Source organism: Comamonas aquatilis, from assembly GCF_965139575.1.
Lineage (GTDB): Bacteria > Pseudomonadota > Gammaproteobacteria > Burkholderiales > Burkholderiaceae_C > Comamonas > Comamonas aquatilis.
The window spans coordinates 18,863-31,099 of record NZ_CBCSIW010000013.1 but is presented as its reverse complement, the minus strand read 5'-3'; the positions used below and the strand labels follow the sequence as shown (position 1 = coordinate 31,099).

11 protein-coding genes and 2 riboswitches are annotated in these 12,237 nt (G+C 62.3%); of the genes, 1 reads left to right on the top strand and 10 read right to left on the bottom strand.

Annotated elements, in window-relative coordinates; translation table 11 throughout:
• Nucleotides 1-26 precede the first annotated feature (26 nt).
• The 8 genes from ACNAZA_RS14980 to ACNAZA_RS14945 form a co-directional block, all read right to left on the bottom strand.
• Complete coding sequence (locus tag ACNAZA_RS14980) at nt 27-296, bottom strand: hypothetical protein (RefSeq protein ID WP_415797342.1); 270 nt, start codon at nt 294-296, stop codon at nt 27-29.
• A gap of 166 nt (nt 297-462) precedes the next feature.
• On the bottom strand, nt 463-1,542 hold the full coding sequence (locus ACNAZA_RS14975; protein WP_415797341.1) for an NAD(P)/FAD-dependent oxidoreductase: 1,080 nt from the start codon (nt 1,540-1,542) through the stop codon (nt 463-465).
• 36 nt (nt 1,543-1,578) lie between these two features.
• Entirely contained in the window at nt 1,579-1,908 is a 330-nt protein-coding gene (gene fdxA, locus ACNAZA_RS14970) for a ferredoxin FdxA (protein ID WP_120967314.1), read from the bottom strand.
• Nucleotides 1,909-2,059: 151 nt separating this feature from the next.
• Complete coding sequence (locus ACNAZA_RS14965) at nt 2,060-3,433, bottom strand: sulfate adenylyltransferase subunit 1 (RefSeq protein WP_415797340.1); 1,374 nt, start codon at nt 3,431-3,433, stop codon at nt 2,060-2,062.
• 162 nt (nt 3,434-3,595) lie between these two features.
• On the bottom strand, nt 3,596-4,528 hold the full coding sequence (cysD, locus tag ACNAZA_RS14960; protein ID WP_120967316.1) for a sulfate adenylyltransferase subunit CysD: 933 nt from the start codon (nt 4,526-4,528) through the stop codon (nt 3,596-3,598).
• A gap of 204 nt (nt 4,529-4,732) precedes the next feature.
• The gene (locus ACNAZA_RS14955) at nt 4,733-5,368 is read right to left on the bottom strand and encodes a phosphoadenosine phosphosulfate reductase domain-containing protein (RefSeq protein ID WP_415797339.1); all 636 of its coding nucleotides are present in this window, start codon (nt 5,366-5,368) and stop codon (nt 4,733-4,735) included.
• Entirely contained in the window at nt 5,365-5,751 is a 387-nt protein-coding gene (locus ACNAZA_RS14950) for a DUF934 domain-containing protein (RefSeq protein ID WP_415797338.1), read from the bottom strand. Before ACNAZA_RS14950 ends, ACNAZA_RS14955 begins: the two co-directional genes overlap by 4 nt.
• 23 nt (nt 5,752-5,774) lie before the next feature.
• Nucleotides 5,775-7,565, bottom strand: coding sequence for a nitrite/sulfite reductase (locus ACNAZA_RS14945; protein ID WP_415797337.1), 1,791 nt, complete (start codon nt 7,563-7,565; stop codon nt 5,775-5,777).
• 349 nt (nt 7,566-7,914) lie between these two features.
• Here ACNAZA_RS14945 and ACNAZA_RS14940 point away from each other — a divergent pair, with 349 nt between their 5' ends.
• On the top strand, nt 7,915-9,243 hold the full coding sequence (locus ACNAZA_RS14940) for a hemolysin family protein (protein ID WP_415797336.1): 1,329 nt from the start codon (nt 7,915-7,917) through the stop codon (nt 9,241-9,243).
• 55 nt (nt 9,244-9,298) lie between these two features.
• Here the strand turns inward: ACNAZA_RS14940 and mnmC1 are convergent, their stop codons facing one another.
• Both mnmC1 and ACNAZA_RS14930 read right to left on the bottom strand, forming a co-directional pair.
• Nucleotides 9,299-11,179 carry an FAD-dependent 5-carboxymethylaminomethyl-2-thiouridine(34) oxidoreductase MnmC1 gene (gene mnmC1 / locus ACNAZA_RS14935; protein WP_415797335.1) on the bottom strand — a complete coding sequence of 627 codons (1,881 nt, stop codon included), beginning with the start codon at nt 11,177-11,179 and terminating at the stop codon, nt 9,299-9,301.
• A 9-nt stretch (nt 11,180-11,188) separates the two neighbouring features.
• Nucleotides 11,189-11,854, bottom strand: a complete 666-nt coding sequence (locus ACNAZA_RS14930) for a trimeric intracellular cation channel family protein (protein WP_415797334.1) — start codon at nt 11,852-11,854, stop codon at nt 11,189-11,191.
• Nucleotides 11,855-11,906: 52 nt separating this feature from the next.
• A riboswitch (glycine riboswitch) is annotated at nt 11,907-12,022 on the bottom strand.
• Between the two features lie 29 nt (nt 12,023-12,051).
• Nucleotides 12,052-12,156, bottom strand: a riboswitch (glycine riboswitch).
• Nucleotides 12,157-12,237: the final 81 nt, after the last annotated feature.

Genomic DNA, 12,237 nt, shown 5'->3' with positions numbered 1-12,237 from the left:
TAAAAAGACTGGTTGAGGCGCCTCAATTACAGAAATGCGGTCAGCGGCTCGGGGCGACGCTCGGTGCTGAACAGACTGGGTGCCAGGTCCAGTCGGTCGGGCCTGAACGGATCTTCATGGCCTTGCAGATAGACCATCAGTTCGCGGCGGCGCAGGATCACGTGGCTGACGACTTCACGTCTGCCATTGGCCGTGACCTCGGTACCGGGGCGAAACAGCGGCATCTGAAAAAAGCCGCTGCGCATAGGGGCCGGCACGGTGGCCGGCGGGGGGGCTTCTTGGGACGCAAGCAGCATAGGCTTCCAATCGTGGTGATATGCCTCTTATCGGCAGATTGGCGGCCAACTAAAGCGCAAATTTCAGTGGCTGCTGCTATTGAATCAAGAGCTTCAAGCGCATGATCTGAATGGAGTTCAGACTGCAATATGGCTGAAACCATCATTTGCTGTGCGCGTGGCGCTATCAATGCTGTGGGTGATGCACGCCCAAAATAGCATGCAGCTTGGCACTGGTGGTGGTGTATTGCAGCAGCGGTTTTTCACCCTGCAGATACTCGGCCGCCGCAAAAGCGGCCATGGTGGCTTCGTGAAAGCCGCAAAGAATGAGTTTTTTCTTGCCCGGGTAGCTCACGATATCGCCAACAGCATAAATGCCTTGCGCACTGGTGGCCATGGTGGCCGGGTCGATCACCAGCTGTTTTTTCTCTATGGCCATGCCCCAGTCGGCAATCGGCCCCAGGCGCGGGGAGATGCCCAGGTACACCAGCAGCCAATCCACGCGCAGGGTTTGCTCTCGGCCTTCGCCATCCATCCACTGCAGGGCTTGCAACTGGCCCGCGTTCTGTTGCACCTCGGTGATCTGGCCGATGACGACCTCGATCGCACCGCTATCGCGCAGCGCTTGCAGGCGGGCCAGCTGATCGGGCGCAGCGTTAAAAGTATCGCGGCGGTGCATGAGTCGGGTTTTAGCGGCCAGGCTGGCGCAGTCAATGGCGGCCTGAACGGCTTCTTCATCTCCGCCATAGATCAGCACGCTGCGGCCTAGTGCCGAGCTGGTTTCGCTGGGGTGGTAGAGCAGTTGGTCGGCAGCGAGCTGATCCACCCCTGCGACCTTGAGCGCCTTGGGCACGAAAGCGCCCACGCCGGCGGCCACAAACACGCTGCGGGTGTGAAACTGCGTGCCCGCCGTGGTAACTGCCTGCCAGCGGCCATCGGCCAGGCGGCTGAGGCTTTGCACCTGCTGGTTCAGGTGGCGGGGCAGGTTCATGGGCGCTATCTGCTGATCGAGCAGCTGCACCAATTCCTTGCCGGTGCACACGGGAATGCCCGGAATGTCGTAGATGGGCTTGTGGCCGTAGAGCTGTGCGCATTGCCCGCCCACATGGGGCAGGGCATCGACCAGATGGGCCTTGATGCCTTGCAGGCCCAGTTGAAAGGCCTGAAACAGGCCTATGGGGCCGGCACCGATGATCAGGGCATCGGTGTCGATAGCGTTGGAGGGTGGAGAGTCGGGCTGGATGGCTGTGGCTTGTGATTCGCTCATATTGCCAAGCCTAGCTCAGACCCGCGGGCTCGCCGATCAGCGCTCGAGCAAATCCACTTTGTTTGGCTTGCCATTCCAGTCGTCGGCATCGGGCAAGGCAGTCTTGCGCTTGGTGATGCTCTTCCAGGTCTTGAGCTGGGACAGATCGACGTTGATCTTGATGAACGCCAGCTGGTCGGCAGGCACATCTTCTTCGGCAAAGATGGCGTTGGCAGGGCATTCGGGGATGCAGACGGCGCAGTCGATGCACTCATCGGGATCGATGACCAGGAAGTTAGGGCCTTCGCGGAAGCAGTCCACGGGGCAAACATCTACGCAATCGGTGTATTTGCACTTGATGCAGTTTTCGGTGACGACGTGAGTCATGGAGATTCTTCTTATGGATGGGGATGGGTAAAACCCCGTGATTTTAGGTTTTTTCCTGCGTCGTGCCAGAACTTGACACGGATAAGGCCGCAGAGCGATCTGGTTTGTGTTCCAGATCGGTGTCTGCGGCCCGATTTTGACGGTTTCAGGACTATCGAATCAGCAGAGCGCCTGCGGTGGCATGGCTGGCCGTATCCACCAAAATGATCGAGCCCAGCTGGCGGGCCTTGGTGAAGGCGGCGGCGGGAATGGCTTCCTGCAGCAGCAACTCCACCTGGCCTATGGCGTTGGCTTCCAGCTGCTCGGCCGCTTCCTGCTCCAGCGTGTTGATGTTCAATCGATGTGCCACGCGGCGCACCTTGGCCTTGACCCAGCGGTGGCCGTGCAGCGCCCAGTACACGCGGCCGCTGACTAGGGGTTCGTTGTCCATCCAGGCCACGGTGGCAGTCAGCTCGCGGCTGGCAGGCCAGGGGCTTTGTGCCGCCGGTGCGTCAAAGTCGTCTTCGGCGGCGTCAAGCGGCACCGGCGCGGCCACAATCCAGTCGCCGCGCGAGACATCGACTTCGCGGTCCAACGTGATGCCGGCCGACAGGCCTGCGTTCACGCTTTTGGGGGCGCGCGCATGGTCTATCACCTGGGCCACGGTAGCCAGCTGGCCGCTGGGCAGAATCTGCACCTGGGCGCCGACCTTGGCCACGCCGGCGGCCACGCGGCCCCAGAAGATGCGACGGCCTTGCGAGGTGTCTGCCGAGGAAGAGAATTTCTCCACCCACTGCACGGGAAAGGCCAGGGCCAGATCCGCATCGCTGGGGGTATTGGGCAGTAGCTCCAGCAGCTGCAGCAGACTGGGACCTGTGTAGCCGGCCCAGCCTTGGCTGGCGTTGACCACGTTGTAACCCTTGAGCGCCGACACCGGGATGGTCGCCGCGACCTGGATGCCGGCCGATTGCGCAAATTTTTGCAGCGCCGCGCTGATATGGACAAAGGCCAGGGCCGGATCCTCTACAGCATCGAGCTTGTTGACGGCAAACACCAGAGAATGCACGCGCAGCAAATGCACCAGCAGGCTGTGGCGACGCGTCTGGGGCAGCAGCTCCAGCGTGGGGTCTTGCCAATCAAGCTTGGTGGCGTCCACCAGCACCACGGCGGCATCGGCGCTGGAGGCGGCCGTGACCATGTTGCGGGTGTACTGCTCATGGCCGGGCGCATCGCCAATGATGAACTTGCGCGCTTCGGTGGCAAAGTAGCGGTAGGCCACGTCGATGGTGATGCCTTGCTCGCGCTCGGCAGCCAGACCATCGGTCAGCAGGGCCAGATCGGTTTCACCGGATTTGGTGACGCCGGCCAGCTGATCTTGCAGCACGGCACGGGTATCGACCAGCAGACGGCCGATCAGCGTGCTCTTGCCGTCATCGACCGAGCCGCAAGTGATAAAGCGCAGCGCGCTGCCGTTATCTGTACCAAATTGGCCTGCAGTGCTTGATGTGTTTGCACCAGCAGCTATGGAATTAATAGTTTCAGTCATCGCATTCTTTCTTTGATCAAGCCAGAGCGTGATCCTTGAACAGGCATGAACCAACCCAGAGACACCGCGCAAGGGCCGCCCCGCCGCGCTGGTGTCGTCCTCCTCCCGAAGGCGAAGCCTGATGAGAGAGGGGGAAGGCGCGATAGCGCCACAGGGGGTGCTTTAGAAGTAACCGTCTTTCTTGCGCTTTTCCATCGACGCATCGCTGGTCTTGTCATCCATGCGAGTAGCGCCGCGCTCGCTCACGTCGGCGGCCAGGGTTTCGATCACGATGTCCTCGGCCGATGCCGCCGTGCTTTCCACGGGGCAGGTGCAAGTGATATCGCCCACGGTGCGAAAGCGCACATCGCGCAGAACGACCTGTTCGCCATCGCGGGGTTGGGTCAGCGGCGTGACGGGCACCAGCAGGCCTTTGCGCTCCACCACTTCGCGCTGGTGGGTGTAGTACAGCGATGGCAGGGCAATGTTTTCGCGGGCGATGTACTGCCACACATCCAGTTCCGTCCAGTTGCTGATGGGAAAGACGCGGAAATGCTCGCCGGGGGCGATGCGGGTGTTGAACAGCGTCCACAGCTCGGGGCGCTGAGCCTTGGGCTGCCACTGACCGAAGCTGTCGCGGTGGGAAAAAATGCGCTCCTTGGCGCGGGCTTTTTCCTCGTCGCGGCGGGCGCCGCCAATCAGAGCGTCGAAGCGGAACTCGTCAATCGCTTCCAGCAGCGTGACCGACTGGTGGGCGTTGCGGCTCTCGCCTTCATGGGCCAGACGTACCGTGCCGCGGGCCATGGAGTCTTCCACGCTGCGCACGATCAGCTCGGCACCCAGTTCCTGGGCGCGGAAGTCGCGGAAATCGGTCACTTCATGGAAGTTGTGGCCGGTATCTATCATCAGCAAGGGGAAGGGGATGCGGCCCGCGCCAAAGGCTTTTTCGGCGCAGCGCAGCATGACCAGCGAATCCTTGCCGCCAGAAAACAGCAGGGCGGGGCGCTCAAAGGCGGCGGCGACTTCGCGCAGGATGAAGATGGTTTCTTCTTCCAGCGCATCCAGGTGGCGGTTGCTGAGGTGGTTCAGCACAGAGGTATCCACTCGGGCATTCATTGTTTATCCAATCAAATCTTGCTGTAGCGCTTATGAGGAAAGCGCTGGAAGCTATCTTTTTTCAATCAACGGCATACAAAACAGGCGCGGCCCATGCCGGGGCACCGTGCAAGGGCCGCCCCGCAGCACCGGTGCTGTCCCCCTCCCGTCCTGCGAAGCAGAGCGAGAGAGGGGGAAGCCGCAAAGCGGCTCAGGGGGAGCATTTCAATGCGCCAGGTGCAGGCCGCATTCGCGCTGGTCTTCACCCTTGGTGGGGTCCACATAGTCGAAGTTGTTGGGCAGGCCGTGCTGTTTGCAGTATTCGTGCAAGTCCTTGGACGACCAGTGCAGCAGCGGTGCCACCTTGATCAGCCCATCGGGGTTGATGCTCACGGGTTCCATCTGGGCGCGCACGGCGCTGTCAGTGGCGCGCAGGGCGGTAAACCAGACCTTGGGGGCGGTCTCGCGCAACGCACGGGCAAAAGGCTCCAGCTTCACCTCTTCGGTGAACGCTGCGTGGCGCGGATCATCGAGTGCAGGTGTGGCACCTTCCACGGCTTCGCGGTGGGCACGCGAGCGGCGCGGCAGGTAGATCTTCAGGTTCAGGCCCAACTGCTTCGTCACTTCGTCTGCAAAACGGTAGGTGGCCTCGGTGTTGTAGCCGTTGTCCATCCAGACCACGGGTACATCGGGCTGTGCTTGGCTGACCAGGTGCAGGATCACGGCCTCGAAGGGGCGGAAGTTGGTGGTGACGATGTTCACCTGTCCCAGGCCCACGGCCCAGCGCACCAGACCGGCGGCATCGCGGCCCAGTTCGGCGTTGATGCGGGTCAGATCCATTGCAGGGGCGAGCAGGCTCATGCTTGCACCTCGGCGAAGTGGGGCTTGGCATTCACGGCATCGGCCTGGTAGTAGCCGCAAAAGCGCTCGAACTGGCGCTGGGCATCGGCGGCATCCACGCCTGCACGCAGAACCGCAGAGCTGAAGCCCGTGCGCTCCATCTGCACCAGCTGGTCGATCAGCACATCGCCGGTGGCGCGGATATCGCCCTTGAAGCCACGGCGGCGGCGCAGCCAATAGGCCTGGCTGAAAGCGCGGCCGTCGGTGAAGTTGGGAAAGTACAGATCCACCTGCTGAATGCCGTCCAGGCTGACTTCCAGAGCATTCACGTCATTGGCCAGCACCAGCACGCTGCTGTCGTTTTCCGCAGCGCCGGGATAGTCTTGGTTTGCCAGAATTTTCATGATCGATTCCTTGTTCTTGTCGTTCAGGCCAGAGCCTCTTCTTCGGCTTCGGCAGGGGCGGGATGGCGGGCGGCCTTGCCGGCTTCCTTGAAGGGGTCGAGGCCGATGCGGCGCACGGCGTCAATGAAGTGTTCTCCACTCAGGCGCAGATCGCGGTAGGTGGTGAGCACGGCTTCCAGCACATCGGGCACTTCGGCTGCCGAGAACGAGGGGCCAATCACCTTGCCGGCGACCGCGTCTCCCGACAGGGCGGCACCATCGGAGCCGCCCAGCGTGACCTGGTACCACTCCTTGCCGTCCTTGTCCACGCCCAGAATGCCGATATGGCCGCTGTGGTGGTGACCGCAAGAGTTGATGCAGCCGCTGATGTGCAGATCGATCTCACCGATATCGTCCAGCTCGTCCAGATCCTGGTAGCGCTGGGTGATGGCTTCGGCAATCGGCAGGCTGCGGGCATTGGCCAGGGCGCAGAAGTCGCCGCCGGGGCAGGCAATCATGTCGGTGAGCAAAGCCACATTGGTGCTGGCCAGGCCCAGGGCCTTGGCGCGCTGCCACAGAGCATGCAACTGGCTGACCTGCACCCAGGGCAGCATCACGTTCTGGTCGTGGGTCACACGGGCTTCGCTGGCGGAGAAACCGTCCACCAGCTCGGCCAGGGCATCCAGCTGCTCGCCGGTGGCGTCGCCAGGGGCCTGACCCACGCGCTTGAAGGAAAGGGTCACGGCACGCAGGCCTGGCACTTTGTGCGCATGGACATTGCGCGACAGCCAGCGGGCAAAAGCAGGTTCCTTGGCGGCTTGCTCGATCAGGGCTTGCTCGTCGGCGGCCGCATCGGCCACGACAGGCAGGACCGGGGTGGTGAACATAGCCGCCACGCGGTCGAATTCCGCTTGGGGCACGGTGTGAGGGCCGCCGTCGACTTCGACGATCTGGCGGAATTCCTCTTCCACGGCATCGATATAGGCCTGGCCTTCGGCCTTGACCAGAATCTTGATGCGGGCCTTGTACTTGTTGTCGCGGCGGCCCAGCTCGTTGTAGACACGCACGATGGCCTCGATGTAATTCATGATCTGGTTCCAGGGCAGGAACTCACGGATCACCGTGCCGATCACGGGAGTGCGGCCCATGCCGCCGCCCACAAAGACCTTGAAGCCGATCTCGCCTGCGGCGTTCTTGAGCACGTGCAGGCCCACGTCATGCCAGCCGGTAGCGGCGCGGTCTTCGGTTGCGCCGGTGATGGCGATCTTGAACTTGCGTGGCAGAAAAGCGAATTCTGGGTGCAGCGTGGTCCACTGGCGCAGGATTTCGGCGTAGGGGCGGGGATCGACGATTTCGTCGGGCGCAATGCCGGCCAGCGCATCGGTGGTGGTGTTGCGGATGCAATTGCCGCTGGTCTGGATGCCGTGCAGGTTCACGGAAGCCAGCAAATCCATCACATCGGCGGATTTGGACAGCGGAATCCAGTTGAACTGCACATTGGTGCGGGTGGTGAAGTGGGCGCAGTGCGTAGGCAGGAAGGTGGTGCCTAGCTTGCCCTGGCCTTCCATGGCCGCCTTGAAGACTTCGGCCTCGGGTGCATCGTATTCACGGGCAATGCGGGCCAGCACGCGGATCTGGGCGGTGTTGATCTCGCCGTAGGGCACAGCTACACGCAGCATGGGAGCGTAGCGCTGCACATACCAGCCGTTTTGCAGGCGTAAGGGGCGGAAGTCATCTTCTGCCAGCTTGCCCGACTGCCAGCGGTTGAGCTGGTCGCGGAACTGATCGGCGCGTTGCTTGACGAACGCTTTGTCGAAATCGGTGTATTGGTACATGTCTGCGGTTCTTCCGTGGAGCTGGTACGGCCTTGCCCCTCGTGGGACAAGCGCTTGGCTTTGATCGTTAGGCAGAACTGTAGACAAGCTCTATATAGAAACAAACGATTGTTTCGTCCTTCATATATATCTGATTGGTTATTAAAAACGTCGCCAGCCCGGCTGTTTTCCGACTGGCAAGCCCTGCGGTTCGGAGTGGAAAAAACCGGTATCCAGCCGCAAACCGTGGTATTTCCTTCAACTGCGCTTGCATTTTCGGAGCATACCCCGTGGCCGGTTTTCTACAATAGAGGTCTGTACAACAATTGAGGCGCCCGGACAACCGCTTGGATACCGCGGGTGCCTGACCATGGAAATAGCCATACTTTTCGCCCTGATCTGCCTTAACGGCTTGTTTGCCATGTCGGAGATTGCGCTGGTGACCGCGCGCAAGGCTCGAATGCAAAAACTGGTGGATGAGGGCGACAGCGGCGCGGCAGCTGCTATCAAATTGGGAGAAGATCCCACCCGCTTCCTGTCCACCATCCAGATCGGCATCACCTCGATCGGCGTGCTCAACGGTATCGTCGGCGAGGCCGCGCTGGCCGGGCCGCTGGAGAACTGGTTGATCACCATGGGCATGACCCAGAAGTACGCCGACTATCTGTCCACCGGTCTGGTGGTGGTGATGATCACCTACTTCTCCATCGTGGTGGGCGAGCTGGTGCCCAAACGCCTGGGTCAGACCCATCCCGAGGCGCTGGCGCGTCTGATGTCGCGCCCCATCAACTTTCTGGCGCTGGCCACCAAGCCCTTTGTCTGGCTGCTGTCGGCTTCCACGCGTGGACTGCTCAAGCTGCTGGGCGTCAAGGAAAGCAACGGCAGCGCCGTGACCGAAGAAGAAATTCACGCCATGCTGGTGGAAGGCCGCACGGCCGGTGTGATCGAATCGCACGAGCACACCATGGTGCGCAATGTGTTCCGTCTCGATGACCGCCAGATCGGCTCGCTGATGGTGCCACGCGGCGATGTGATCTGCCTGGATATTGACGACAGCTTTGAAGCCAGTCTGGCCCGGGTGGAAGCGGCCGATCATGCGCGCTACCCCGTCATCCGTGGCGATATGAACAATATTCTGGGTGTGCTCAGTGCCCGCCAGTGGCTGGCTCAGACGGTGCGTGAAAATGGCCAGCGCGAACTGCGCGACCAGCCTTTGCAAGCCGCTCTGTATGTGCCCGAAACCATTACCGGCATGGAGTTGCTGGACAACTTCCGCACCTCGGATGTGCAAATGGCCTTTGTCATCGACGAGTACGGCGAGGTTCAAGGTATTGTGACCTTGCAGGACTTGATCGAAGCCATTACCGGTGAGTTCCAGCCGCGCGATCTGGCCTCAAGCTGGGCTGTGCAGCGCGACGACGGCAGCTGGCTGCTGGACGGCCATATTCCCGTGCCCGAACTCAAGGACCATCTGAACCTGGTGGCCGTGCCCGAGGAAGAGCGCGGTCGCTATCACACCCTGAGCGGCATGTTCATGCTGCTGCTAGGCCGTCTGCCCAGCGAGGCCGACAGCGTGGAGTGGGAGAACTGGCGCTTTGAAGTCATGGACATGGATGGCAAGGCGCTGGACAAGGTGTTGGCCACGCGCATCGCCCCCGATCAGACCCTGATCGGCACCGAGCTTCCGCGCAGCGAGTAATCTCAGTAAAAACAGCATGAAGCGCTTGCCAGTCAAGCGCTTTTTGCTATCTGTTTTACGGTTTTATCGCCCGCGCCGACATGCGCTGCGAATGCAGGGCCAGCGCCAGCTTGGCATCCAGCGGCAGCGGCTCCCCGTGTACGCGGGCGGCCAGCAGTTCGCCTGCGAGCATGGACAGCGTAAGCCCGCGTGAGCCCATGCCCGTCAGCAGCCACAGCCCGTTGCCCTGAAGTTCTACAGGTCCGACCACGGGAATGCGGTCGTAGGCAGCGCAGCGCACGCGAGCCCAGGTGGGGGGCAGGGTCTCGGCGGCAAAGAAACCACCCAGCGCCAGCCGGCACTCGGGTAGCAAGGCGGCCAGCTTTTCGCCGTTGCTGGCATGGGCGTCCCGCTGCTCGGCCTGGGTGGGCGGTAACGCGGTGATATCGCGCTCGAAGGTGGAGCCCATGATCCATTGCCGCTGGCCCTGGGCATTCGGAAAATCCGGCACCAGATTGCCGTGGCCGTTGACCGGGAAGGGCGGCATGGCTGTCCGCGTTTGCACCGTGTGAGCGGCCATGCTGACCTGGCCGCGAATCGGCGTTATCTCCCAGGCCCCGGATTGCAGGCCGCTGGCTTGCAGCAAGGCCGTGCTGGCCGGGCCCAAAGCCACCACTACCATCTCGGCCTGGGCCAGCGTCTTGCCCTCGGCGTCCACGGCCGTCCAGAGTGCATCGTCGGTCTGTGCGAGCCTGGCGACCGGCGCATTGCCTTGCCAGCGAATGCCCGCTGCCTTTAACAAGGCCTTGACCAGTTGCGCGGGCCTGACCCAGCCCGCCTGCTCATGCCATAGGGCATGGCTGGCAGCGGGCAGGTGGGCGGCCTCCAGTTGTTCGGGCGTGGCCGGGCAGCTCCATTGCAGGCCGGCCTGCGACTGCGGCGCTGCGGCATCCAGCCACTGCGGCGGCAGGTTCACGGGCTCATGCAGATCGTGCTCCAGCACGCCGCTATGCTCCCAGTCCACTCCCTGCTCCAGCCTATGTGCCTGGCTCAGTTGCTCCAATATCTGTAGCGTGGTGCGCACGCCGCTTCTGGATAGGCGCGATAAAACACTGTCATCTGGCGAGACATGGGGGCAAAACAGGCCTGCGGGCAGGCCCGAGGCGCCGGCGGCGGGCTCATCGGCGGCATCCAGCACGCTGACCTGCCAGCCGCGCCGCGCAAGGCTGGAGGCCGCAGCCGCACCGGCCAGGCCTGCGCCTATGACCAGGCAGCGCCCGGGCGCTGCCACCGGCTGCGGCAGGCCTTCGTCCTTGTGGCGTGGCTCCCAACGGGGGTTATAGCGGGCTTGCAGCGTTTGGGCTGTGCTGTGTCTGTGGATGTCAAAACCCAGCTTGGTCAGTTGCTCGCGTAGCGTGGGGTCTTCATGGCGTTCGCCCAGCGCCAGCATGCTGCCACGGCGGCAATGCCGGGCCAGATTTTTCAAGGCTTCGGGGCTGGAGAAAGCGTCAGCTTGGCTGAGCAGCAGGCTGTCTGCAGTGAGCGGCTGCTTGCGCAGCGTGTTGTGCATATCGCCTACATGCAGCGTCAGCAGCACCCGGCCGTCTTCAAACGACAGGCGGTGCACACCCGGCAGCAGCCCCCAGCATTGGGCGCCCAGTTGTAGGGCCAGCGGGTGCAGCGCTTCGTCAGCAGCGGCTTGGGACAGGGCGCCCAGTATCTCCTCGGCGGAAGGGGGCTGGGCACTGAGGCCAATGAAGTGCAGCAGGCGCGGGGCTTGCGCATCGGCTTTCCAGGCGGCCCAGATGCGCAGAAAGTTCAGGCTACAGCCAAAACCGGTCTCCAGCACGCGCCATTGCCGGGCTTGGGCCCAGGCTGCAGGCAGGCCGCAGCCGGCCAGAAGCTGGTCGGCAGAAAGAAGGGCGCCGTCCGGCTGCTGTGGATGAAGATAGGGCACGCTTGAAGCTTATTCCCAGCGCTGCTGATAGGAGAACACCGGCAGACGCCATTTGAAGCGTATGGCGGCCAGGCGAAAGGCCAGGCCGCCGGCAAAGCACACGATGGTGCTGATACTGGGGCTGACATCCAGAGCGCGCAGACCCAGGAACATCAGGCACACGGCCAGGGAGACGCTGGCGTACAGCTCGCGGCGGAAGACCACGGGCACCTGGTTGCAGAGCACGTCGCGCAAAATGCCGCCGCTGATGCCGGTGATCATGCCGGCCATGATGACGACGATGGTGGGGTAGCCCAACTCCAGCGCGGTGTTGGAGCCAATCAGCGAGAAGGCGATCAAACCCATGGCGTCCAGCAGCAAAAACACCTGCTTCAGGCGGTGCATATGGCGGGCGATGAGCGTGGTCAGCAGGCCAAAGGAAATGACCAGATATACATATTCGGGGTGCTGCGTCCAGCCTATGGGATAGTGGCCCAGCACCATGTCGCGGATGGTGCCGCCGCCCAGGGCGGTGACAAAAGCGATGACGACCACGCCGAAGATATCCATATTGCGCCGGCCCGCAGCCAGTGCGCCGGACATGGCTTCGGCCGTGATGGCCACCAGATAGATCACCAGCATGACGGTGAAGTTGCTGGCCTGGAACGAGTCCAGCAAGGAAACAGAAGGAAGCATGACAGCCCTGATGGGTTAAACCAGCCATTCACCGCAGCGGAATGTCTGGCGTGCCTCTCCCGCTGTCCTTTGTACCTGAGAGTTGCGCGCGCCAGTCTTGCATGGCGCACTTGCCCCTTCGGTGAGCCTGCAGCATAGGGCTGCGGGCTGCTCTCCAGTTGGCGAATTCATGCAGCCGGTTTATTTGGGCTGCACTGTCTTGACCTGCGGTACGGGGTGCCTGAGCGATTATGGGAGTTTGCGCCTTCGGCGGAGGCATGGCGCTAGGTGTGGCGCCTGCCTCGCTCTCCCGCAGGAAAGCCGTGATTCTAGCCAGTTGAGCGGGTGCTCAAACGCAAAAAAGCCAAGGCCTGGGGCCTTGGCTTATGGAGTTAGCAGGCCGC